Annotated in this window: 25 protein-coding genes; 16 read left to right on the forward strand and 9 right to left on the reverse strand. The window is 64.9% G+C overall.

Annotated elements, in window-relative coordinates; translation table 11 throughout:
* Positions 1-70: 70 nt before the first annotated feature.
* Entirely contained in the window at positions 71-2185 is a 2115-nt protein-coding gene (locus ABIE56_RS17770) for a TonB-dependent receptor (protein ID WP_429245130.1), read from the reverse strand.
* A 226-nt stretch (positions 2186-2411) separates the two neighbouring features.
* On the opposite strand from ABIE56_RS17770, the gene ABIE56_RS17775 reads away from it, so the two are divergent.
* On the forward strand, positions 2412-3368 hold the full coding sequence (locus ABIE56_RS17775) for a hypothetical protein (RefSeq protein ID WP_429245131.1): 957 nt from the start codon (positions 2412-2414) through the stop codon (positions 3366-3368).
* A gap of 52 nt (positions 3369-3420) precedes the next feature.
* Entirely contained in the window at positions 3421-4158 is a 738-nt protein-coding gene (locus ABIE56_RS17780; RefSeq protein ID WP_429245132.1) for a pteridine reductase, read from the forward strand.
* 121 nt (positions 4159-4279) lie between these two features.
* On the opposite strand, the gene ABIE56_RS17785 is transcribed toward ABIE56_RS17780, so the two are convergent.
* The 5 genes from ABIE56_RS17785 to tsaD form a co-directional block, all read right to left on the reverse strand.
* Positions 4280-5134: a DUF6159 family protein gene (locus ABIE56_RS17785; RefSeq protein ID WP_429245133.1), complete on the reverse strand. Its 855-nt coding sequence runs from the start codon at positions 5132-5134 to the stop codon at positions 4280-4282.
* A gap of 259 nt (positions 5135-5393) precedes the next feature.
* Complete coding sequence (folK, locus tag ABIE56_RS17790) at positions 5394-5882, reverse strand: 2-amino-4-hydroxy-6-hydroxymethyldihydropteridine diphosphokinase (protein WP_429245134.1); 489 nt, start codon at positions 5880-5882, stop codon at positions 5394-5396.
* On the reverse strand, positions 5883-7124 hold the full coding sequence (locus ABIE56_RS17795) for a mechanosensitive ion channel family protein (protein WP_429245135.1): 1242 nt from the start codon (positions 7122-7124) through the stop codon (positions 5883-5885). It lies immediately after the preceding gene.
* 24 nt (positions 7125-7148) lie between these two features.
* Complete coding sequence (gene folB, locus ABIE56_RS17800) at positions 7149-7508, reverse strand: dihydroneopterin aldolase (protein ID WP_429245136.1); 360 nt, start codon at positions 7506-7508, stop codon at positions 7149-7151.
* Between the two features lie 92 nt (positions 7509-7600).
* Positions 7601-8626, reverse strand: a complete 1026-nt coding sequence (gene tsaD, locus ABIE56_RS17805; protein ID WP_429245189.1) for a tRNA (adenosine(37)-N6)-threonylcarbamoyltransferase complex transferase subunit TsaD — start codon at positions 8624-8626, stop codon at positions 7601-7603.
* 83 nt (positions 8627-8709) lie between these two features.
* Between tsaD and rpsU the strand changes: the two genes are divergently transcribed.
* The 6 genes from rpsU (at position 8710) to ABIE56_RS17835 (ending at position 12911) form a co-directional block, all read left to right on the forward strand.
* Entirely contained in the window at positions 8710-8925 is a 216-nt protein-coding gene (gene rpsU, locus ABIE56_RS17810) for a 30S ribosomal protein S21 (RefSeq protein WP_029213735.1), read from the forward strand.
* A 138-nt stretch (positions 8926-9063) separates the two neighbouring features.
* A complete protein-coding gene (locus ABIE56_RS17815; RefSeq protein ID WP_429245137.1) occupies positions 9064-9507 on the forward strand; it encodes a GatB/YqeY domain-containing protein in 444 nt (147 codons plus the stop codon).
* A gap of 113 nt (positions 9508-9620) precedes the next feature.
* Positions 9621-9794 (forward strand): DUF1328 domain-containing protein, encoded by a 174-nt coding sequence (locus ABIE56_RS17820; protein ID WP_429245138.1) that lies wholly within the window; start codon positions 9621-9623, stop codon positions 9792-9794.
* A 52-nt stretch (positions 9795-9846) separates the two neighbouring features.
* Entirely contained in the window at positions 9847-11592 is a 1746-nt protein-coding gene (gene dnaG, locus ABIE56_RS17825; protein WP_429245139.1) for a DNA primase, read from the forward strand.
* Between the two features lie 91 nt (positions 11593-11683).
* Positions 11684-12358, forward strand: coding sequence for a DedA family protein (locus ABIE56_RS17830; RefSeq protein WP_429245140.1), 675 nt, complete (start codon positions 11684-11686; stop codon positions 12356-12358).
* A gap of 73 nt (positions 12359-12431) precedes the next feature.
* Positions 12432-12911 carry a hypothetical protein gene (locus ABIE56_RS17835; RefSeq protein ID WP_429245141.1) on the forward strand — a complete coding sequence of 160 codons (480 nt, stop codon included), beginning with the start codon at positions 12432-12434 and terminating at the stop codon, positions 12909-12911.
* Between the two features lie 44 nt (positions 12912-12955).
* Here ABIE56_RS17835 and ABIE56_RS17840 read toward each other — a convergent pair whose 3' ends face one another.
* Positions 12956-13822, reverse strand: coding sequence for a LysR substrate-binding domain-containing protein (locus ABIE56_RS17840; RefSeq protein WP_429245142.1), 867 nt, complete (start codon positions 13820-13822; stop codon positions 12956-12958).
* A 104-nt stretch (positions 13823-13926) separates the two neighbouring features.
* Here ABIE56_RS17840 and ABIE56_RS17845 point away from each other — a divergent pair, with 104 nt between their 5' ends.
* Genes ABIE56_RS17845 through dgoD form a run of 8 tightly spaced genes read left to right on the forward strand, consistent with a single transcriptional unit; the run spans position 13927 to position 21952 of the window.
* Positions 13927-14925 (forward strand): 2-dehydro-3-deoxygalactonokinase, encoded by a 999-nt coding sequence (locus tag ABIE56_RS17845; protein ID WP_429245143.1) that lies wholly within the window; start codon positions 13927-13929, stop codon positions 14923-14925.
* 24 nt (positions 14926-14949) lie between these two features.
* Positions 14950-15945, forward strand: coding sequence for an arabinose ABC transporter substrate-binding protein (locus ABIE56_RS17850; RefSeq protein ID WP_429245144.1), 996 nt, complete (start codon positions 14950-14952; stop codon positions 15943-15945).
* A complete protein-coding gene (araG, locus tag ABIE56_RS17855) occupies positions 15945-17480 on the forward strand; it encodes an L-arabinose ABC transporter ATP-binding protein AraG (RefSeq protein WP_429245145.1) in 1536 nt (511 codons plus the stop codon). The genes ABIE56_RS17850 and araG overlap by 1 nt, the downstream gene beginning before the upstream one ends.
* Before the next feature lie 4 nt (positions 17481-17484).
* Positions 17485-18486: an L-arabinose ABC transporter permease AraH gene (gene araH, locus ABIE56_RS17860; RefSeq protein ID WP_283248294.1), complete on the forward strand. Its 1002-nt coding sequence runs from the start codon at positions 17485-17487 to the stop codon at positions 18484-18486.
* Positions 18486-19379, forward strand: a complete 894-nt coding sequence (locus ABIE56_RS17865) for an SMP-30/gluconolactonase/LRE family protein (protein WP_429245146.1) — start codon at positions 18486-18488, stop codon at positions 19377-19379. Before araH ends, ABIE56_RS17865 begins: the two co-directional genes overlap by 1 nt.
* Complete coding sequence (locus tag ABIE56_RS17870; RefSeq protein WP_429245147.1) at positions 19376-20182, forward strand: SDR family oxidoreductase; 807 nt, start codon at positions 19376-19378, stop codon at positions 20180-20182. Before ABIE56_RS17865 ends, ABIE56_RS17870 begins: the two co-directional genes overlap by 4 nt.
* Positions 20183-20186: 4 nt before the next feature.
* Positions 20187-20798, forward strand: coding sequence for a 2-dehydro-3-deoxy-6-phosphogalactonate aldolase (locus ABIE56_RS17875; protein ID WP_429245148.1), 612 nt, complete (start codon positions 20187-20189; stop codon positions 20796-20798).
* Between the two features lie 2 nt (positions 20799-20800).
* Positions 20801-21952: a galactonate dehydratase gene (gene dgoD / locus ABIE56_RS17880; RefSeq protein WP_429245149.1), complete on the forward strand. Its 1152-nt coding sequence runs from the start codon at positions 20801-20803 to the stop codon at positions 21950-21952.
* Between the two features lie 112 nt (positions 21953-22064).
* Here the strand turns inward: dgoD and ABIE56_RS17885 are convergent, their stop codons facing one another.
* Together ABIE56_RS17885 and ABIE56_RS17890 are read right to left on the reverse strand one after the other, a co-directional pair.
* Complete coding sequence (locus ABIE56_RS17885; RefSeq protein ID WP_429245150.1) at positions 22065-22640, reverse strand: pseudouridine synthase; 576 nt, start codon at positions 22638-22640, stop codon at positions 22065-22067.
* A gap of 1 nt (position 22641) precedes the next feature.
* Positions 22642-23478: a class I SAM-dependent methyltransferase gene (locus ABIE56_RS17890; RefSeq protein WP_429245151.1), complete on the reverse strand. Its 837-nt coding sequence runs from the start codon at positions 23476-23478 to the stop codon at positions 22642-22644.
* Positions 23479-23578: the final 100 nt, after the last annotated feature.

The following is a 23578-nucleotide window of genomic DNA, read 5'->3' on the forward strand; positions in this document are numbered from 1 at the left end:
AGCCCGCTCCGCCATGGGCTTGCGCCGCACCGCTCCTACACGAACCCTCGCGCCGTGGGCATCGGCGGCCTTAGAAATCCTGCTGGAGCGAGAGGAACACGCCGCGGCGCGGGCCGAACTGCGGGGCGCCCACGCCGATGCCGGAGCCGTCGCGGATCTCGTACGTGCGGTCCAGCGCATTGACCAGCGCCAGTTGGGCGTGGGTCGCGCCGATCGGGGTCAGGTTGAAGTCGTGCGCCACACTCAGGTTCAGCTGGAAATACGCCGGCAGGTGGTCGCCATTGGGCACGATGCCGTCGCTGCGCAGGCCCGATCCGAACAGGTAATCCGCACCCACCCGCGTGCCTTCGCCAAACGCGTAGCTCACACCGCCCGACGAGGTGTATTTCTGGTCGTGATCGAGGTGGATGTAGTGGTCGTAGATGTACGCCAGGTCATCGGGCGAAAAGTTGTACTGGCTGGTGATCACGCGCTTGCCCACGGCGCGGTTGTACGAGAAGTTGAAGTACGCGGTGAGCGCACCCCCGTCGTAGTTCACGGTCAGCTCGTCGCCCTTGATCTTGCCCTGGTCGTAGTTAAACGTGGAGTACACGACGGCGGCGCCGAACTGGCCTTCATCCTGCAGGCGCTGCACGTTGCGGCGGTAGCTATCCAGACCCACCGTCCAGGCATCGCCGAACTTCTGCGAGATGCCCACGTCGTAGTAGCTCGAACGCTCGGCCAGCGGCAGGTCGTTGCCGTTATCGGCCAGCGCATTGGTGGTACCCACGAACTTCGCGATCGCGGTAGGCGTGATCGATTCGGTCGCCGGCGGCGTGAAGTAGCGCGAGTAGCCGGCGTGGATGGTGGTGCTGTCGGTGGGCTGATACACCACGCCAAGGCGCGGGCTCAGCTGGCTCTCGGGCTTGAACGCGTTGAACTTGTCGGCGCGCAGCCCGTAGTTCACGGTCCACTGCGAGCCGATGCTCCATTCATCCTGCAGGTACGCGGCGTACGTGCGGGCAAGGATGCGGCTGGTGTCCAGGATATTCAGCGGCGTCGTCGAGGTCTGGTTGCCGTCGGCATCGGCCGGGAAGACCAGCGAATTATTGGTGGCATTGGCGCGCTCGAACGAGCCGTAGATGCCGTAGCGCAGCGTGTGGTTATCACCGAGCGGCGTGGAGAAATCCGCCTGCAGCGTATCGGCGCGGTTGGAGCGGCGCACGTCCGAGGCCACGCCGTTGAACATCAGGTCGCCGATATCATCGGGGGTGAAATCCAGGCCGCTGTAACGCTGGCCGGCCGAGACCTGGTACGCCGTGCTGCCCACCTTGCCCTGCAGGCTCAGGATGCCGAAACGGGTCTTTTCCTGCTGGCGTTCGTTGAGCTGGGCCGAATCGAAGTTGGTGACATCCAGGTAACCGAACTGCGCCTCCTGGCCCGGGTTATTCGGAATCTCGAAGCGGTTGTTCGTGGCACCGAACATGAAGCTCAGGCGGGTATCGTCGTTGATCAGGTACGACAGGTCGCCGAACGTCTTCACCTGGTTGGTGTGGTCGTGGATCGCCTTGCGGCTCGAGGTCGGGTTTTCGATGCCAACATCGTTCTCGAGGTAATTGGCGGTGAGGAAGAAGCTCCACTTGCCTTCACGCCCGAACAGCGTGGCATTCGGGTTCAGCGTGCCGAACTGCCCGCCGGTGATACCGACGCTGCCGCCGATGCCATCCTGCTTCTGCGAACGCGTGGTGATATCCACCACGGCCGCGGTGCGGTCGCCGTACTGCGCCGGCAGCGCGCCGGTCAGCAGCTTCACGTTCTCGATCATGCGCGCGTCGAGGGTCTGGCCGAAGCCGCCGATGCTTTCCGGGATCACCACGCCGTTCACACGGTACTGCAAGTTCGCGTGGTCGCCGCGCACGTGTAACTGGCCAAAGCTGTCCTGGACCACGCCCGGCGCCTGCAGGATCACCTGGTTGAGCGGGGTGGAGTCGCCGAGGGGGAGGGCCTGGATCGTCTGGCGATCCATCACGTACTGGCTGCTGCCGGTGTCCGGGGAAAGGCTGTTGCGCGCCTCGTCCAGCTTGGCGGTGACATCGACGGCACCAAGGTTCGTAGCTTTTTGCGGGGTATCCGCATCATCGGCGGCGTGGGCGGCAAAGGCAGAAAGAGCAAACGCGATAGCAATCGCAAGACGCACAGGCTTCATGGGGACGGGGCCATAGAATGTTATATTGTTTCAACAGTCTCGACCGCGAATCTTTCCGGAAACTTTCATCGCAGGGGACCGTGCCGTTAGTCACCCACCGGCGTTCAGGTGGCGGGCGGCGCGCTGGCGGGCAGTGGGAGCCGGCTTAGGGCTGCCAGAGGGGGAAGGCCACGCGCGCTTCACGATAGGGCCTTCACCCTTTCCGCCAACCTTCCGGGAGAAAACGATGGCGAAACGCGACCCCGCCTCCAGCTCCAAAGAAATCGTGCCCACCGAAGGCATCGAACGCGGTGAGAGCCCGGTGGCAAAAGCCATCCTGGAATTCGTCAGCCGCATTCCCGAGAGCGAGGTACCCAAGGCGGCCAAGGGCTCTGCGGACGAGGAATGCCGTCGCCTGGCCAGTGCGGCGGCCAACAAGGCGGCGCTGACCGCCGGCTCGCTCGCCCTGCCCCCGGGTCCGCTGGGCTGGCTCACGGTGCTGCCCGAACTGGTCGCCATCTGGCGTATCCAGGGCCAGCTGGTCAGCGATATCGCCGCCGCTTACGGCAAAACAGCCAAGCTCGGCCGCGAACAGATGCTGTGGTGCCTGTTCCGGCACACCGCCGCCCAGGCCTTCCGCGACATCGCCATCCGCGTCGGCGACCGCCTGGTCTTCCGCACCACCGCTACCAGCGTGCTCCAGCGCCTGGCCGGCCGCATCGGCGTCAGTGTCACCAAGCGGGCCGTCGGCAAAGGCATCTCGCGCTGGCTGCCGGTGGTGGGTGCCCTCGGCGTTGGCGCCTACGCCTACTACGACACCGGCCAGGTCGCGAAGACCGCCATCGACCTCTTCAGCGGCGACATCCACATCGACGACGGTAAGGGTGACGGCGACACGCCTGGAAAGAAGGGCGCAAAAACAAGGAAACCGGACGTCGAGGCCGCGCCCGCGCGCAACGCAACGAAAGCGCCCAAGGCCGCTGACGGCCCTGTAGCGGCACGCCTTTCGCGCGATCCGGTGCCAAAGCCGGCGGCCCGAAAAGCGGTGAAGAAGACAGCCTCCCGCAAGCGCGCAACGGTGAAAAAGACGTCCGCGCGAAAGACCGCCGCCGCGAAAGCCGCCCCGAAGAAAGCCACCAAAAAGACGACCGCCCGCCGCCCCGCCACGAAGAAGCCCACCCGCAAATCCCCCTCCGCGACGTGACGCCCGCCGCACTTTCCGGCAAGCTGCCCGCGCACCGCCAAGGGAATAAACCATGAGCCAGCCACCGGTCATCCTCGTCACGGGCGGCGCACGCCGCGTCGGCGCCGTCATCTGCCGGCGCCTGCATGCCGCGGGTTGCAATATCGCGCTGCATTACCGCAGCTCGGCCGACGATGCCGAAAATCTGGCGAAGGAACTGAACGCCGCACGAGCAGACAGTGTGGCGTTGTTTTCTGGCGCGCTCGATAACCCCGCCACGCCCGATCACCTGATCGGTGACGTGCTTGCCGTGTTCGGGCGACTAAGTGGGCTGGTGAACAATGCCTCGGCGTTCTATCCCACGCCCATCGGTCAGACCACGCAGGCACAGTGGGATGACCTGTTCGCGGCTAATGCACGTGCACCGTTTTTCCTGTCGCAGGCTGCGGCGCCTGCACTGCGCGAAGCGAAAGGCGCGATTGTCAATATCGTGGATATCTACGCTGAGCGCCCGCTTGCGGGGCATACGGTTTACGTAATGGCCAAGGCGGCGCTGGCGATGCTTACGCAGTCGCTCGCGAAGGAACTGGCGCCCGAAGTGCGGGTGAACGCCGTGGCGCCGGGCGCCATCCTCTGGCCTGAATCAGGCAAACCGGAGGAAGCAGCGGAAGCGTTGATCGCGAAGACGCCGCTGGCGCGCAAAGGCGAGCCTGACGATGTGGCAGAGGCCGTGCGATGGCTGATGCTCGATGCGCACTACACCACGGGGCAGGTTATCCATGTGGATGGTGGGCGGGTGCTGACTATTTAATGCCGTCAGGACACGTGCCGCGCCAAAGGCGCGGATCGCGCGCAAGCGCGCTCCTACACGCATCCTGCAACCACAAAGGCCCGGCATGTCTGCCGGGCCTTTGTGTTTACGTCTTCTGGTTTTACTTCTTCTGGCGGAAGGCGCTTTCGAGCAGCGCGCGATCGAAGCCTTCGCCCGGGTCGCCGTACTCTGCGTAGCGATAGAGGGCGGCGGCGTAAACGCCATGCATCGCGTTCTGGAACAGGCTCAGGGCGACCAGGGCAATGACGCCCACGGCACCTACGGCAACCATCAGCGCCACCGAACCGGTGGAAGCCGCGCCGACGAAGAGCAGGATGCTGACCAGCATGACGCAGAAGGTGAGGATGCCGCCCGCAAGGCCGATACCCGCGTTACCGATGATGTTCTCACCCCAGGTGCGTTTCACCAGCGAGGCGCTGTCCTTCACGGCATCCACGGGGCCGACGTTCTGCGCGGCGAGTACCGGGACCACGAGGAACGTGGCGACCGTCCAGCCCACGCCAAGCAGGCCGGCGACAATGCGGCCGATGAAGCCGGCGCGTTCCTGGATCGCACGGAGGATCATGCCGACCGTCGCCGAAATCAGCGCGTAGCCGATGATCGCCGGGAGCTTGCTCCATGCCGAGCGCAGACCGTCATTGAGCGTGGGATTACCGCCATCCAGGCGAATGAACGCGGCCGAGGCGAGCGCCGTGTTGAAGAAGATCACCACGCCGTACTGTACGAAATAGAACAGGAACGACACGGCGAGGAACACCGGTGATACGTGGCGGCCGCCATCTTCCAGGCCAGTGCGGTGGCCGTGGTACAGCGAGAACACCGGCCACGCGAACGAGGCGATGACGATCAGCGATGCGAGGCCCGCAAAGAGCGGAAACAGCATCAGCTCCTTGTCCTGGCGGAGGATGTTGGCGCTGGATTTCATCAGCGCCCAACTGCGTGCGAACTTGCCCATGTCCTTGCATACCCCCTGGGGTTGGCGTTTGTGGCGGTGTTTTAGCACCCGGAGCGGGGCCGGCGCCACCGCGATAGGTCACGCCCACCGATCCGTCGTCGCTGACGCAATAGGGCCGGTGTAGGAGCGGGGGGGGGGGGGGGGGGGGGGGGGGGGGGGGCCCCCCCGCCCCCCCCGCGCCCGCCGCGGGGGGGGGGGGGCGGGGGGGGGGGGGGGCGGGGGCGCCCCCCCCCCCCCCCCCCCCCCCCCCCCCCCGCTCCTACAGGGGCATCGGTTCCTCAGTGAGGGGTTCTTTGCCGGCCGGGAACGCCGCCCACAGGGCGGCCATGGTCTGGCCGGTCACCGGATGGCGGGTTTCCGGGGCAATATCGGCCATGGGCTTGAGCACGAAGGCGTGGCGCAGTTCGCCGCGCGGAAGCTGGAGGTGCCCCTTCCCGCTCAGCACCAGGTCGTCGTAAAGCACGATATCCACGTCCAGCGTGCGACTGGCATAGCGATCGGAACCGCGGACCCGGCCGTGGCGATCTTCCAGGGCATGGAGCCAGTCGTTGAGTGCTTCCGGGCCAAGGTCGCTATTCAGCCCAACGGCCAGGTTGAAGAAGTCGGGGCCGTCGAAGCCGACGGCGGCACTGCGATACACCGGCGATACGGCCAGTTCGCCGAAGCGGGTGCGCAACTCGGCCACGGCCGCCGCCAGCCAGCGGGGCGCATCGATATTGGAACCCAGGCTGAGGTAAGCGCGGCCCATTCAGTGCTCCAGTGCGGGGATGCCACGCAGCGCACCGAACCCTTCGCGCACATCGCCGCCCGAGGGCTGCTGGAACGGCCGCAGGCCGAACTCCGGCAGGATGGCGATAAGGTGATCGAAGATGTCGGCCTGGATCCGTTCGTAATCCAGCCACACCACGGTGTTGGTGAAGCAGTAGACCTCAAGGGGAATGCCCTGCGGGCCGGGATCGCGCATGCGCACCATGCGGGTCATCGTGTCGTGCACATCGGGGTGCGCCTTGATATAGGCCTCCGCGTACGCGCGGTAAGCGCCGATGTTCGTCTGCCGCCGGCGGTTCGCGGGGAGTTTGCCCGGCTCGCCCAGTGCATCATTCCAACGCTGGATATCTTCGCGTTTCTGCTTCAGGTAGGCCGCCAGCAGGTAGATCCTGGCGAAGCGCTCGATCTCGCCCTCTTCCAGGAAACGTACGCACGCGGCATCCACGAACAGCTCGCGCTTGATCCGGCGCCCACCCGAATCCGACATGCCACGCCAGTTCTGGAACGACTCGGAGATCAGGCGCCACGTGGGAACGGTAACGATGGTGCGATCGAAGTTGCGCACTTTCACCGTATGCAACGTGATATCGATGACATCGCCATCCACGCCCGCCGAGCTCATGGTGATCCAGTCGCCCACGCGCAGCATGTCGTTGGTGCTTAGCTGGATCCCTGCGACGAAGCCGAGGATCGTGTCCTTGAACACCAGCAGCAACACCGCGGACATGGCACCGATGCCAGAGAGCAGCAGGGCGACGTTCTGATGGGTAAGCCGGGTGATGACCACCACCACGGCCACGATCCACAGCACCAGCTGCAACAGCTGTACCACGCCCTTGATCGAGCGCTTACCAGCGGGCGTCGCACTGTACAGCGATTCGAAGGCGATCAATGCGCGGCCAATGGCGGCGATGACGCAGACGATCATCCAGCACACGGCCACATCGCGGATAAACCCCGCGAGGCTGTCCTCGTCCTTCACCTCAAGGAACAAGGCAATGCCGTAGTACACGACGATGGCCGGCAGCATGCGTGCCAGCCAGCGGAACGCGCCGAACTCATATAACGCATCGTCCCAGCGCCACGCGGTGTGGCGCGTAGCGACACGCACCACGCGGTGCAGGAACACGCGGCCGATGAGGCCAACGAGCCACGCAACGACGAAAAGGCCGGCGATCGCGCCGATCCGCTTCAATTCAATAACGGTGAACATGTCATCCATGGTGGTTACTGCTCCGGGGGTACATCAGGCCGGCCTCGTGCCGCGTTCGATGCGCACGCCGACCGCGCGGGCGCCACGCACGGCACCCGGCTTGGAAAGTTTCAGGCGCACCCACGAGACACCGAACTCATCGCGGATGATCTCGGCGCAGCGTTCGGCCAGCGTTTCGACCAGGCCGAAACTGGAGGCTTCGACATACGCCTGCAGCCGCTTGGAGATCGACTTGTAGTTCAGGGTGTCGTTGATGTCGTCGGTGGCGGCCGGGCGGCGGTTATCGAACGCCATCTCCAGGTCGAACGAGAGGGTCTGCCGGATCCGGCGCTCCCAGTCGTAAATGCCGATGACCGCTTCGATGCGCAGGTCTTCGATGAAGACGATATCCATGAGGCCCGTGGTGCGAGAAGAGGGCCTTACAGGGTACCCGTTACCGCCATGCTCTTGTAGGAGCGCGCCTGGGCGCTCCTACGTTGCTTTGATTACGCGGCTGGCGGGAGGGTTTCGAGGCTCCACCGCGGAAACACCTCAATGGTGTCGTCCTGGTGCTGGCCCGCAGCCAGGCGGATGGCGCCGGCGAGCGCGATCATGGCCCCGTTGTCGGTGCAGAATTGCAAGCGTGGGAAGTACACGCGGAATCCGTCCTTCGCCCCTGCTTCGGCGAGCTGTTCGCGCAGGCGCTTGTTGGCGCCAACGCCGCCAGCGATCACCAGTCGCTTCGCCCCGGTGGCCTCGAGGGCACGGCGACACTTGATCGCCAGGGTATCGACGATCGCCTCTTCGAACCCACGGGCGATATCGGCCCGGGTCTGCTCAGACTTATCTGAGGCCTGCCAGGCCAGGAGCACCTGGGTCTTGAGGCCGGAGAAGCTGAAATCCAGGCCCGGCCTATCCACCATGGGGCGGGAGAAGCGGAATTTGCCAGGCGTGCCCTGCTCCGCCAGCTTCGCCAGGGCGGGACCGCCGGGGTACGGCAGGCCCATCAGCTTGGCCGTCTTGTCGAAGGCCTCGCCCGCGGCGTCATCCAGGGTATCGCCCAGGATCCGGTAGTCACCAATGGCCTTCACTTCCACCAGCATGGAGTGGCCACCCGAGACCAACAGGGCCACGAACGGCGGCTCCGGCGGGTCATCTTCTAATAGTGGCGCCAGCAGGTGGCCCTCCATGTGGTGCACGCCAATGGCCGGGACCCCGAGGGCCCAGGCCATGGCGCGAGCCGCCGAGGCACCCACCAAAAGGGCGCCGACCAGGCCTGGGCCCGCCGTATAGGCCACGCCGCCCAGGTCGGCCGGGGTCAGGCCGGCATCCTTCAGGGCTTGGCGCACAAGGGGTACCAGCTTGCGCACGTGGTCGCGGCTGGCCAGCTCGGGCACCACGCCGCCGTATTCCGCGTGCAGCTTGATCTGGCTGAACAGGGCGTGGGAAAGCAGGCCACGGCCCGGATTTTCCGGGTCCCAGCGCAGCAGGGCCACCCCTGTTTCATCACAGGAGGTCTCGACGCCTAACACAGGCTTTGAAATTTGCTTTTCGATCACGTTATAATCCGCGGCTCACCCGGGTAGCCCGGGCAGTTTAATCAAGTGGAGTTTCCATGCCGAGCGTTAAAGTCCGCGAGAACGAGCCGTTTGAGCTTGCCCTCCGCCGCTTCAAGCGTACGTGCGAAAAGGCTGGCGTGCTGGCCGAAACGCGCAAGCGCGAATTTTACGAAAAGCCGACCCAGGAGCGTAAGCGCAAGCGCGCTGCTGCGGTGAAGCGCCACCTGCGCCGTCTGTCCCGCGACACGACGCGCCGGACCCGCATGTACTGATTGCCTCGCCGGCCTGTCAAGGCCGGTGCTGGACCCGCGGCTGGCGCGTTCGCCCGCTGCCGCCGCAATCAGGCGGAAATCCCGAGCCGGCTCCGCCGAAAGGTGGAGCCGGCTTTTCGTCGTTCTGGAGAAAATGCGATGACCCTCAAGGCAAAGATCACTGACGACATGAAGGCCGCCATGAAGGGCGGCGAGAAGGACCGCCTGGCGGTGATCCGCCTGATCCAGGCCCAGATCAAGCAGCGCGAGGTGGATGAGCGCATTGAGCTGGACGATACCCAGGTCCTGGCCGTCCTCGAAAAGATGCAGAAGCAGCGCCGCGACTCGATCGAGCAGTATGACAAGGCCGGGCGTGACGACCTTGCATCGGTCGAGCGCTACGAGATGACCGTGATCGACGCCTACCTGCCGACCAAGCTCAGCGATGCCGAGCTGGATGCCCTGGTCGATGCCGCCATCGCCGAATCCGGCGCCACCACCGCCCGCGACATGGGCAAGGTCGTGGCCCTGGTGAAGGAAAAGGCTGCCGGCCGCGCCGACATGGGCGCCGTGGCAGGCAAGGTCAAAGCCAAACTGGCCTGATGGGAGGGGGCGCGAACGCGCCCCTTCCGGTTTCACAAACGGCCCACACGGCCCGCCGCATCCTTCCCGCCGCGGCAGGGGGAGCGTCCTCCGGCTCTTTTGGAGGGAATCCCATGCTCAAGTACGCCATCATTTTTGGCCTCATCGCCCTGGTCACGGGCGCCCTGGGCTTCAGCAAGATCTCGGGCGTGGCTGCCACCATCGCCAAGGTCTGTTTCGCCATCTTCCTGATCCTGTTCGTTCTCGCCATCCTGGCGCTCGTCATCGGGTTCAAATTGGCGTTCTGATCGTTTCGTCAAGCTCCTCGCGGAAACGGTTGCGTGGCATCCTAGGCGACTGATGCGCGGCCGTATTCCCGACAACTTCATTGACGACCTCCTGACTCGTGTCGACATCGTCGACGTGATCGAGAAGCGTGTGCCCCTGAAGAAGGCGGGACGGGAGTGGACGGCCTGCTGCCCGTTCCACAACGAGCGCTCGCCCTCGTTCTATGTGAGCCCCACCAAGCAGTTCTACCACTGCTTTGGCTGCGGGGCCCACGGCAGCGCCGTCCGCTTCCTCATGGACTACGACCGACTGGAATTCCCCGACGCTATCGAGGAACTGGCCCAGTCCGTTGGCATGAAGGTGCCCTACGAGGGTGGCCGTGACGACAAGCCGCGCGAAGACCGCACCGATCTTTACACCCTGCTGGACGAGGCGGCGAGCTTCTACCAGCGGGAACTGGGCACGAGCGACGAGGCCCGGGCCTACGTCGAAAAGCGCGGCCTGGATGAGGAAACTCTCAAACGCTTCCGGATTGGCTGGGCGCCCGCTGGCTTCGACGGCGTCCTGAAGGCCCTCGGCACGAGCGATGCCCGCCGCAAGCTGCTCAACGATGCCGGCATGGTCGCAAGCAACGAGCGCGGCAACCGCTACGACCGGTTCCGCGAACGGGTCATGTTCCCCATCCTGGACCGCCGCGGCCGCGTCATCGCCTTTGGCGGGCGGGTACTTTCGTCCGACCAGGGCCCGAAATACCTCAACTCGCCAGAAACACCCCTGTTCCACAAGGGGCGCGAGCTGTTCGCCCTGTGGCAGGTGAAGCAGGCCCACCAGACCGTCACCCGGATCATGGTGGTCGAGGGCTATATGGATGTGATCGCCCTGCACCAGGCTGGCCTGCCCATCGCGGTGGCCACCCTCGGTACCGCCACCACGCCCGACCACGCGGAAGTCCTGTTCCGCGCCGCCCCCGACGTCTTCTTCTGCTTTGACGGCGACCGTGCCGGCCGCCAGGCCGCCTGGCGCGCCGTCGAATCGATCCTGCCGCGCATGCGCGATGGCCGCCAGGCGCACTTCCTGTTCCTGCCCGATGGGGAAGATCCGGACACCCTGGTGCGCAAGGAGGGCAAGGACGGTTTCGAGAAGCGCATGAAGGAAGCCATGCCGCTGTCCGAGTACTTCTTCGAGGAACTGGGCCGCGACGTGGATACCACCCGCCTGGATGGCCGCGCACGCCTGGCGGAACGGGCCCGCCCGCTCATCGCCAAGCTGCCCGATGGCGCCTTCCGTGACCTGATGGCCGACGAGCTGAAGCGCCGCACGGGCGCCGGGGCGACGTTCGAGCCCGAGGCTCCCCCGCAGCGCGCCGCCTCGCCCAACCGCCCCGCCAACGTGCAGCGCAGCCTGGTCCGCAGCGCCATCACCCTGCTGCTAGCCCAGCCCGCGCTGGCGCTGGAGGTGGAGCCGCCCTACCCGTTCTTGCGCCTGGACCGGCCGGGGGTGGACCTGCTCGCCGAACTGATCGATATCGTCCGTTCGCGGCCGGATATCCGGCCGGCGGTGCTGGTCGAGCACTTCATGGAGCGTGCGGAGTACGCCTCGCTGCAGAAGCTCATGCAGGCCGATGTGGTCGGCGAGGCGGACATGCAGCGGGTGGAGTTCCTTGATGCGCTGGGCCAGATGCAGCGCCAGGCCACGACACAACGCCGCGAGTTCCTGATCGCCCGCAGCCGTGAAGGCGTGCTGGATGACACCGAAAAGGCGGAACTGCGCGTCCTGCTGGCCGCCCGCGTGATTTCCGGCGAGGCGGCGGCCGAATGATGCGCTGCACCTGCGATGTCATGCGATCCATGGGATCATCCGGTCTTCGTACCCCGAAGGACCCGGCCCGGACCGGACGTGCCAAAGCCTGATGGAACTGCTCAATAGCCTCGTCGACGTCTTCGGGCGGAACGGCTACATCGCCGTCTTCCTCGCCCTGATGCTCTGTGGCGCGGGTTTGCCGCTGCCCGAGGACATCACCCTGGTCGCCGGCGGCATCATCACCGGGCTGGGTTATGGCGATGTGCACACCATGGTGGGCGTGGGCATGGCCGGCGTACTGGTGGGCGATTCGACCATGTTCCTGCTCGGCCGCCACTTTGGCGGGCGGATCATGCGCTGGCGCTTCGTCGCCCGCCTGCTCACCCCCGAGCGCTACGCCAAGGTCCAGGAAAAGTTCGAGCGTTACGGCAACCGGCTCATGTTCGTGGCCCGGTTCCTGCCCGGCATGCGCACCGCCGTCTTCATCACCGCCGGCGCCACCCACCGCGTAGGCTTCCTCCGCTTCCTGCTGCTCGATGGCATGGCCGCCGCCATCAGCGTGCCGATCTGGGTGTACCTGGGTTACCTGGGCGCGCATAACCACGAATGGCTGGCCATGTGGATCCACCGCGGCCAGGCAGGACTCTGGCTGGCGATCGCCGGTGCCGTGATCGTCGTCGGCATACTGTGGTGGCGTCGCCACAAGGCGGCCGAGCGCGAGTGCGAAGCCCAGCACAAGCAGAAATCGATTCCGCCGCGCTTGCGTAACGACGAGCGCAGCTAGATTCTCGCGGATCGTCGCGCCTACACAAGAATCGTCAAAGACCTACGCAACGTCGAGAAAGGCCCTGCGTCGCATGAACGACGCAATCAGCGACGATCGGTGCCACGTTCACTCGAACATGGGTCCTGATAAGAAAATGGTCGCCAATCTTTCCGAAGCACCATACGCCGACGATGTGCTTCCCGACATCCGCACATCTGCCGAGGTCGACGGCGTGGTCACACGGCTCGTTGTCTCTGATGAAGTCACGCACCTTTACCTGCGCGACTATCGTGATCGGGAGCTCAAGCTCATCGTAAGCGACGCCACGATTGCCCGTGGCATCGCACCGCATATTCAGGGCGGACTTGTGCGCGTGGTGGCCGATGGCTATTGGCAGCGCCTGAAACCGTACGGCTGGCTTCCGAAGCAAGGGGCTTGTCACGCACGATCGTTCGTCGTTCTCAAAACCACCCCTCTCCCCCAGATCCTCGACGACTTCACAGCGATAGCAGCGGACGGCTGGAATGCGCTCGATGACCCGATGGCGGCGTGGAAGGAATTGAGGCGATGAAAACGCTACGTCCGCGAACCTGGCTCTTTTTGGTACGCCGCGTCTCAACCCTGGCTGCCGAGTTCGGCCACGAGCCAATCCCGGAATACGGCCGTTTCCTCCCGGGAGGCCGCCTCGCGTGAAATGGCGAGATAGTAGCTGTGACGCAGCGGAACGTCGCGGGACACGGGCGCCGCTAGCCGCCCAGCAGCCAGGTCATACGCCACCAGCAGATCCTGCGCCAACGCCACGCCCTGCCCCTCAATCGCGGCCTGCAGCATCATCGTGCCGTCGCCGAAACCCATCTCGCGGGAAATGGCGCCCGGTTCCACGCCTGCCTCTTCGAACCACTGGTCCCAGCTGGCGATGGCTACGGCACGGCGGCCCGGGCGTTCGTGCAGCAGGAGGTGCTGGAACAGGTCGGCCGGTTCGCTGATGCCCTCGGCAACGCGGGGAGCACAGACGGGGGTGTAGCCCGTGGTCACCAGCAGGTCCATGCCCTCGCCAATCCGGTCGTCGATCGAGAGATCCCAGCCCGCATCGCCGCCGTCGGTCACCACCTCAACAGCGATATCCGGGTGCTTCGTGAAGAAGCGAAACAGCCTTGGCACCAACCATTTCGTACCGAAGGTAGCGGGTACAGCCACCCTGAGTGAGGCACTTCGCTGCCCCATCACCTGGTCCGTGGCGTGCTGCAGTGCACGAAAAACGTCGCGGATGCGCGGGAAGTAGTTCTCGCCAGCCGCCGTCAGTGTGAGCTTATTGTTGCTCCGCACAAACAACGCCGTGCCAAGGTAAGACTCCAGCAATTTGACTTGGGCACTGACCGCCGCGGCCGTCAACGAGAGTTCCTCGCCAGCCTTGGTGAAGCTCAAATGCTGCGCCGCAAGCTCGAACACACGCACGGCGTTGAGGGGGAGCGAGCGCTTCATTGCGAAGTCATCAAGAAAATTTTGGGGAAAGCCCGAAGAAATTCTAGTTTGCCTGTCCCGGCAGGTGACGCCAAGAATCCGGTGGCCTTGAGAACGGATCTTCGATGAACACCCTCACCATCGACACCGGTACCACCAACACACGCGTCACCGCGTGGCGCGACGGCCAGGCCATTGGCCAGGCGGCGACACAGGTGGGTGTACGTGATACCGCGATCACGGGTAATACGAAAAAGCTGGAAGAAGGCCTGCGCGACACGATCAATGCCGCCCTGGCTGATGCGCAGCTCGACAAGGGCGAAATCGGCCGCGTGCTTGCCTCCGGCATGATCACCTCCAACGTCGGCCTCTGCGAAATTCCGCACGTTCCGGCTGCGGCGGGCATCGATGACCTGGCCAAGGCCATGCGCGAGTCCCTCGTGGAGACCGTCTGGCACCAGCCCATATGGTTCGTGCCCGGCGTTCGCAACGCGGTGGAGCACATTGGCCTGCATAACTGCGAGGCCATGGACATGATGCGCGGCGAGGAGACGGAATCCTTCGCGCTGGTGGAGCGGCTGAGCCTGCACGAGCCCACCGTCATCGTGCTGCCCGGCTCACACTCCAAATTCGTCAGCATCGATGCGAAGCAGCGCATCGACGGTTGCGTGACCACGCTGGCCGGCGAGCTCCTGCACGTCATCTCGCACGACACCATTCTCGCTGGCTCGCTGAAAGACGGCTTCGCCAAGCGAATCGATCCGGAAATGCTGCTTGCGGGTGCTGCATCGGCCAAGCGTATCGGCCTGGGCCGCGCCTGCTTCAGCGTGCGCATCCTGGACCAGTTCGCCGTATACGACGCCAATGCGCGCGCCAACTTCCTGCTCGGCGCCGTGCTCGGTTCGGACTTGCTCACCCTGAAGAACTCGAGCGCGATCCGGATGAGCCCGGGCACGCGGTTCGTCATCAGCGGCAAGCCGATCCTGCGTGAAGCCATTGCCCGCCTCGTGGAAGGCGACGATTTCTTTTCCGGCACCGTCACGGTGCTGGGCGACGACGAGCAGAGCGACCTGGCCGGACACGGCGCGATCGCCATCGCCCGCCGGCGCGGTCTGCTCGACTAACCCGCGACACATTGGAGGGAACGCATGAAGATCAAGATCGCCCTGGGCGTTAAAGCCCTTGCGCTAGCCCTGGCCATGACGGCCGGCACGTCGGCCTTTGCCGCCGACGAGCCCGTGAAGATCGGCTTCGTGGTGAAGCAGCCGGAAGAACCCTGGTTCCAGGATGAGTGGAAGTACGCCGAGCAGGCCGCAAAGGAAAAGGGCTTCACGCTGGTAAAGATCGGTGCACCGGACGGCGGCCAGGTCCTTACCGCCATCGATAACCTGAAAGCGCAGCACGCCCAGGGCTTCGTCATCTGTACGCCCGATGTGAAGCTCGGCCCATCCATCGTCGCCAAGGCCAAGATCAACAAGCTCAAGCTGATGACGGTGGATGATCGCCTGATCGATGGCTCCGGCAAGCCGATCGAATCGGTGCCGCACATGGGCATCTCGGCCAGCAAGATCGGGGAGCAGGTCGGCCAGGCCATCGCTGATGAAATGAAGAAGCGTGGCTGGAAACCGGAAGAGACCGGCGCCCTGCGCATCTCTTACGATCAGCTGCCGACCGCGAAGGATCGCACCGATGGCGCGATCACCGCGCTGACGGCCGCAGGCTTCCCGAAGGCCAACGTCGTGAACGCGCCGGAAGCCAAGACCGATACCGAGAATGCGTTTAATGCCGCGAACATCGCGATCACCCAGAACCCCAAGTACAAGCACTGGATCGCGTTCGGCCTGAATGACGAAGCCGTGCTCGGCGCCGTGCGCGCCGCCGAAGGCCGTGGTTTCCGCGCCGAGAACATGATTGGCGTCGGCATCGGCGGCAGCAAGTCGGCGCTCAACGAGTTCGCCAAGGCGGAAGCCACCGGCTTTTTCGGCAGCGTGCTGATCAGCCCCAAGCGCCACGGCTATGAAACCTCGATCGACATGTACGAGTGGATCAAGAACGACAAGGCCCCGCCGCCGCTCACCCTTACGACCGGCCGCCTGATCACCAAGGCCAATGCCGCTGAAGTGCGCAAGGAAATGGGCCTCTGATGAGCACGACGACGATCGCGCCGCGCCTGGAATTCCGCCATATCGGGAAGACCTTCCCGGGCGTGCGCGCGCTCGGCGACGTGGGCTTCAGCGTGCGCGCCGGCAGCGTGCATGGCCTGCTCGGCGAGAATGGCGCAGGCAAGTCCACCATGATGAAGATCCTCGGCGGGGAGTACATCCCCGACGAGGGCGAGGTGGCGATCGATGGCCAGGCCATGCAATTTCGCAGCGCCGCCGATGCGATCGCCGCCGGCGTCGCCGTGATTCACCAGGAACTCCAGTACGTGCCTGAGCTCTCCGTCATGGAGAACCTGCTGCTGGGCCGCCTGCCCACCCGCTTCGGCATGGTGGACCGGCGCAAGGCGCTGGCCTGGACACGTGAAAAACTCAACGCCCTGGGTGTCGATCTCGATCCGCGTGCCCGCCTGAAGTCGCTTTCGATCGGCCAGCGGCAAATGGTCGAGATCGTCAAGGCGATCCTGCGCGATGCCAAGATCCTTGCACTCGACGAACCCACCAGTTCGCTGTCGCACCGTGAAACCGAAGTGCTCTTCCGCCTGGTGAACGACCTGCGGGCGCAGGGCAAGGCCATGATCTACATCTCGCACCGCCTCGATGAGATCTTCGAGCTGTGCGATGCCGCCACCATCTTCCGCGACGGCCGCAAGGTGGCCGATTTCGACACGCTGGAAGGCGTGACCCGCGAAACGCTGGTGCAGCGCATGGTCGGCCGCGATATCGGCGATATCTTCGGCTACAAGCCGCGCGAGCATGGCGCGGTGCGCCTTGCCGTCAAGGGCGTCACCGGCCGCGCCGTCCCACAGCCGGTGGACTTTGAAGTAAAGGCGGGCGAAATCGTCGGCTTCTTCGGCCTCGTCGGTGCAGGGCGCTCTGAAATCATGCGCGTGGTGTATGGCGCGGATCGGCGCCTGTCCGGTGAGGTCAGCGTCGATGGGCACCCGGTGAAGGGCTCGCACATTCGCGACGCCATCCGCAACGGCCTGGTGTTCTGCCCGGAGGACCGCAAGGAAGAAGGCATCATCGGTGTCCGCTCGGTCGCCGAGAACATCAATATCAGTGCGCGGCGCAATCACCTCACCGCTGGCCTGTTCGTCAACGACCGTTACGAAGCACGCACCGCCGATACATTTATCGAGCGCTTGCGCATCCGCACCCCCCACCGCCGCCAGGAGATCCGCCTGCTTTCGGGCGGCAACCAGCAGAAAGCCGTGCTGTCGCGCTGGCTGGCCGAGAAAGACCTGCGCGTGCTGATCGTGGATGAACCCACGCGCGGCATCGACGTGGGTGCCAAGAACGAAATCTATAACGTGCTGTACGAGCTGGCCGGGCGTGGCGTGGCCGTGGTGATGATCTCGAGCGAGCTGCCTGAGGTGCTCGGCGTATCAGACCGCGTCATTGCCATGTGCCGTGGGCGTATCACCGCCCAGTTCAACCGTGGCGAAGCGAACGAGGAAAACGTCCTCGCCGCCGCGCTGCCCGAAGGCGCCAGCGCCACCCCCATGAGGAATGCTTGAAGCCATGACCGAGACGAACGCCGCCGCCATCGGGGCTGCCCGCGAGACGCAGGCTGACCGCCGCCGCGCCCTGCTCTGGCAGATCGTGGACGATTACAGCCTGATCCTGATCTTCATCGCGTTGTTCGCGGTGCTCAGCCTCACGGTGCAGTACTTCTTCAGCTGGGACAACGTGGTGGGCCTGGCCCTCTCCGTATCGCAGATCGGCATGGTGGCCTGCACCATGATGTTTTGCCTGGCCTCGCGCGATTTCGACCTTTCCGTGGGCTCCACCGTCGCCTTCGCCGGCGTCATGTGCGCCATCGTTTCCAACGCCACGGGAAGCGTGGTGCTTGGCATCGGTGCCAGCCTGGTCGCAGGTGCGCTGATCGGCGCCGTGAACGGCGTGGTCATCGCCAAGCTCAAGATCAATGCGCTGATCACCACCCTGGCCACCATGGAGATCGTGCGCGGCCTGGCCTTCATCACCTCGCAGGGCCAGGCTGTGGGCGTTACCAGCGAAGCCTTCTTCACCCTGGGCGCGCTGGAACTGTTCGGCCTGCCCGTGCCGGTGTGGATCACCCTGGCCTGCTTCGTGGTGTTCGGCGTGCTGCTAAACAAGACGATTTATGGGCGCAACACCCTGGCGATCGGCGGCAACCCGGATGCGGCGCGCCTGGCTGGCGTGGCCGTGGATCGCGTCCGCATCGCCATCTTCCTCATCCAGGGCGTGGTCGCGGCACTGGCCGGCATCATCCTGGCCAGCCGCATGACCAGCGGCCAGCCCAACGCGGGCGAAGGTTTCGAACTCAACGTCATCTCGGCCTGCGTACTGGGTGGCGTCTCGCTCATGGGTGGCCGTGCGACGATCAGCGGGGTGCTCGTTGGCGTTCTCATCATGGGCACTGTGCAAAATGCCATGAGCCTCATGAACATCGACGCCTTCTACCAGTACCTCGTGCGCGGCGCGATCCTGCTTATCGCCGTGCTCGTGGATCAGCTTAAGAACCGCAGGCAATCGCGCTGATGACCGATTCGTTCAAACCGCTTTCCGAACACCGCCAGGCCCACGCCGAGGGCGTGATCTGGGATGACCTGGCCAACGTCGTCCGCTGGACCGATATCGCCACCTCGCAATTATTCGCTTACGACCCGGCCACCGGCCGGGTCACCGAAGAAAAGCTGCCGGCACGGGTGTGCTGCTTCGCACTCACTCATCAGAAAGGCGTGCTGCTGCTTGCGATGGAAAAGCAGGTGGCACGCTACGACACGCGCGATGGCGCGCTGACCGTGCTGGAAGATATCGAGCCCGAGATCGCGGGCACGCGCGCCAACGACGGGCGTTGCGACCGAGGTGGCAACCTGGTGTTTGGCACCTTGAACGAGCGCGGGCCTGAGAAGGTCGCTTCGTTCTGGCGCTACACGCGCGAAGGCAAACTGCACCGCCTCGCACTGCCGAAGGCCGCCATCACCAACAGCATCTGCTTCAGCCCCGATGGTGAAACGATGTACTTCACCGATTCGCCCACCGCGCAGATCATGGCCTGCGATTACGATGCGGCCAGTGGCGAAGTCGACCGCATCCGGGTGTTCACCGAGCTGCGCAAGGGCATGGAACCGGATGGCTCGACGATCGATGCCGAGGGTTTCCTGTGGAATGCCGAGTGGGGCGCATCGCGCGTGGTGCGTTATGCGCCCGATGGCCGCATCGATACCACCATTGAGCTTCCTGCCCGCCAGCCCAGTTGCGTCACGTTTGCCGGCCCCGCGCTGGATCGCATGGTGATCACCTCCGCGTTCAAATACATGGATGAGGCATTGGTGAAGGAGGAGCCGCGCAACGGCGCCATCTTCATCGGCACGCCACCGCGTGGTCACGGCCTCCCCGAAGCCCGCTATGGAGATGAGGTAGCTGCATGAGCACCGTGACACCTGATCCGCGTACCACCCCACTCCCCCGCCTGGCCGGCAAGGTCGCTATCGTGACCGGTGCCACCCAGGGCATTGGCGCAGCCACCGCGAAGCTGTTTGCCGCGCACGGCGCCTCGGTGGTGCTGAATGTGCTGGAAGACAACGCCCAGGCACGCAAGACCCTCGATGAGCTCAACACCGACAAGGCCATGCTGTTCCAGGCCGATGTGACCGATCCGGGCGCGATCCAGCGCATGGTCGATGCGGCCAACGAGCGCTTTGGTGCCGCCGACGTATTGGTGAACAACGCGGGCATCAACGTGTTCAATGATCCGCTTTCGCTGAGCGACGAGGAGTGGACGCGTTGCTTTGAGGTGGACCTGAAGGGCGCGTGGAACTGCGCCAGGGCCGTGCTACCCGGCATGCTGTCGCTGGGCCGCGGCAGCATCGTGAACATTGCTTCCGTGCACGGCCACAAGATCATCCCGCACTGCTTCCCGTACCCCGTCGCCAAGCACGGCCTGATCGGCCTGACCAAGGCGCTGGGTATCGAGTACGCCGCAAAGAACATCCGGGTGAACTCGATCTCGCCGGGCCTGGTGCTCACGGCCATCGCCGAGGCCGGCTTCGCTGCCGCGGCCGATCCGGAAGCGGAGCGCCGCAAGCAGACCGAGATCCTGCCGAACAAGCGCATCGGCACGCCCGAGGAAATCGCCTACACGGCACTCTTCCTCGCCTCGGATGAAGCCCGCTACATCAACGCCGCCGACATCCGCATCGATGGCGGCCGTTCGCAGCTCTACCACGAGTAACCCCATGGCCTGGCCTACCGCGCTTCCACTTATCGCCATTCTCCGGGGCATCACCCCGGACGATATCGTCGCCCATGTTGAGGCGCTGATCGAATCCGGCTTCGATGCCATCGAGGTGCCCCTTAATTCCCCCGACTGGCACCGCAGTATCCCCATGGCCGCCCAGACGGCCGGGGATCGCGCCCTGGTCGGGGCTGGCACGGTGCTCACGCCGGAAGACGTCGATCGTGTGGCCGACCTGGGTGGCCACCTGCTGGTCACACCGAACACCTATCCTGAGGTAATCCGCCGCGGCCGCGAGCGGGACATGTACACCTCGATCGGCTTCACCACCCCAAGCGAGGCATTTGAGGCCCTGCGGGCCGGTGCCCAGTCGCTGAAGCTGTTCCCGGCCAACGTGTACGGGCCTGCCTACGTCAAGGCGATCCGGGCGGTGCTGCCCCCCGACGTCCCGCTACTGGCGGTGGGCGGCGTAACACCTGACAATCTGGCTCAGTTCCTCGACGCAGGTTGCATCGGCGCCGGGCTTGGCAGCGATCTGTACAAGCCGGGCCAGCCGGTGTCGCGCACGCGCGAACGCGCCGAAGCCTTTGTGAAAGCCTACCGTTCGGTCTAAGCATGAAAGTAACCAAGATCACTACGTACCGCGTTCCGCCCCGATGGATGTTCCTGAAAATGGAAACGGACGAGGGCGTTGTCGGCTGGGGCGAACCGGTCGTCGAAGGGCGCGCACGCACGGTCGAGGCAGCAGTGCATGAGCTCTCCGAGTTCGTCATCGGCAAGGATCCGGCTCACATCAACGATATCTGGCAGGCCATGTACCGCGGCGGCTTCTATCGCGGCGGCGCGGTGTTCATGAGCGCCATGGCCGGTATCGACCAGGCGCTGTGGGATATCAAGGGCAAGGTGCTCAACGCCCCGGTGTACGAACTGCTCGGCGGCCGCGTCCGCGATCGCATGAAGACCTATTGCTGGGTCGGTGGCGATCGCCCGGCGGATATTATCGCGCAGATGAAGGAGCGCCTCGCCCACGGCTTCGATACCTTCAAGATGAATGGCTGCGAGGAGATGTCGATCATCGCCTCGAGCAAGCAGGTGGATGCGGCCGTGGCCAAGGTCGCGGAGATTCGCGAAGCGTTCGGCAACACCATCGAGTTCGGCCTGGATTTCCACGGCCGTGTCTCCGCCCCGATGGCCAAGGTGCTGGTGAAGGAACTGGAGCCGTTCCGCCCGCTGTTCATCGAGGAACCGGTGCTGGCCGAACAGGCCGAGCACTACCCGCGCATCGCCGCGCAGACGTCCATTCCCATCGCCGCCGGCGAGCGCATGTATTCGCGCTACGAGTTCAAGACGGTACTGGAACGCGGTGGCATCTCGATCATCCAGCCGGATCTTTCGCATGCCGGTGGCATCACCGAGTGCTTCAAGATCGCGGCCATGGCCGAAGCCTACGATGTCGCCCTCGCACCGCACTGCCCGCTCGGCCCGATCGCCCTGGCCGCGTGCCTGCACGTGGATTTCGTCAGCTGGAACGCCACGCTGCAGGAACAGAGCATGGGCATCCACTACAACAAGGGTGGCGAAGTACTGGATTACGTGCGCAACAAGGAGGCGCTGAAGCTGGACGACGGCGGCTATGCCCAGCCGTTCACCGGCCCGGGCCTCGGTATCGATGTGAACGAAGAGCTGGTGATCGAGCGCAGCCGCGACGTGCAGGACTGGCGCAATCCGCTGTGGCGGCACCCGGATGGGTCAGTCGCGGAGTGGTGATACGGCGTCGCCGCTTCGTTGGCTGATCGCGCGCAAGCGCGCTCCTACACCATGCCGACGCAGGCTTCTGTAGGAGCGTGCTTGCACGCGATCCGTACTCGCCTCGCCGCAGCTATGACCGACTGCCCTTATAAGGGCGCGTCTGCGTGCCATCGCTATCAAGAACGCGCGTCTGACCCAAACCTAGCCCATCCAGCCGGTAGTCGCCGATAGCCTCCCGAATGAGGCGGAGCGTCGGCAAGCCCACGGCGGCCGTCATGCGCCGCACCTGCCGGTTCCGCCCTTCACGCAGCGTGATACGCAACCAGGCATCGGGCACCGTCTTGCGAAAGCGCACGGGCGGGTCGCGCGGCCACAGCCATTCGGGCTCGTCGATGAGCTCCGCCCCTGCCGGCAACGTCGGCCCGTCGTTCAGCAAGACACCGCGGCGGAGCCTGTCGAGGGCTTCCTCGGTGGGCGTGCCCTCCACCATCACCACGTACGTCTTCGGCTGCTTGTGCTTCGGATCGGCCAGGCGGTGCTGTAGCTTCCCGTCATCGGTCAGCAACAACAGCCCTTCGCTATCGTGGTCCAGCCGCCCGGCGGCGTAGACGCCCTTCTGCGTCACGAAGTCGGCCAGCGTGCGCCGGCCGGCTTCGTCGGTGAACTGGCACAGCACCCCGAAAGGTTTGTTCAGGGCAACCAGCACGTTACTGCGCGGGCTTCACGAAACGCAGGGTCATGCGGTCGGATTCACCGATCGCCTGCCATTTGGCCTTGTCGGTCGCGCCCATGTCGTAGGTCGGCGGCAACGTCCACACACCCTTCGGGTGGTCGTGGTTGTCCTTCGGGTTCGCGTTCACTTCGCTCTGGCCATCCAGCTTGAAGCCGGCATCGGTAGCGAGCTTGATCACGTAATCGGTCGGCAGGTAGCCGCTGTTCACCACCTGGTCCAGGGTCTTGCCCTTGTCCGCGCGGTGGTCTTCCACGCCGAGCACGCCACCCGGCTTCAGCACCTTGTAGAACGACTTGAACATGGCCTCGGCGCTGCCATCGGCCGCCCAGTTATGCACGTTGCGGAAGGTGAGCACCATATCTGCCGAACCATCCGGGCCTAGGGTCGGCTGCTTGTTGTCAAACTCAACGAACTTCGCGTTCGAGTACTGCTGCGGGGCGAACTTGAACTTGTTCTCCAGCGCCGTGCGGCTCTTCGAACCGGGCGGCACCGCGGCGATGTAGTGGCCGTGGGCATTGAGGTACGGCGCCAGGATCTCGGTGAACCAGCCACCCGAAGGCCAGATCTCGATCACGGTCATATCCGGGCGGATGCCGAAGAAGGTCAGCGTTTCCTTGGGGTGGCGGTACGCATCGCGCGCCGTGTTCTTCGGATCGCGCCACTTGCCCGCGATCGCCTGGTCGAGCTGCGCCGCGGAAGCCTGGCCGGCGCTGGCCGGCGGGGTCGCCTGGGCCGGCTGGTCGGCATCGAATGCCATGGCGGCAGCCGGAAGGGCGAGACCGACGAGACCTGCGAGGATGAGCTTCTTCATGAGGGCTACCACCGTTGGGGGACAGGGCCGGAAGGCTAGCACGGGCCTGCCTGCGACGACGCGTGCCTTGCGGTAGCCCTCACGAATGACCGAGCATCAT

Source organism: Luteibacter sp. 621, assembly GCF_050435445.1.
Classification (GTDB): domain Bacteria; phylum Pseudomonadota; class Gammaproteobacteria; order Xanthomonadales; family Rhodanobacteraceae; genus Luteibacter.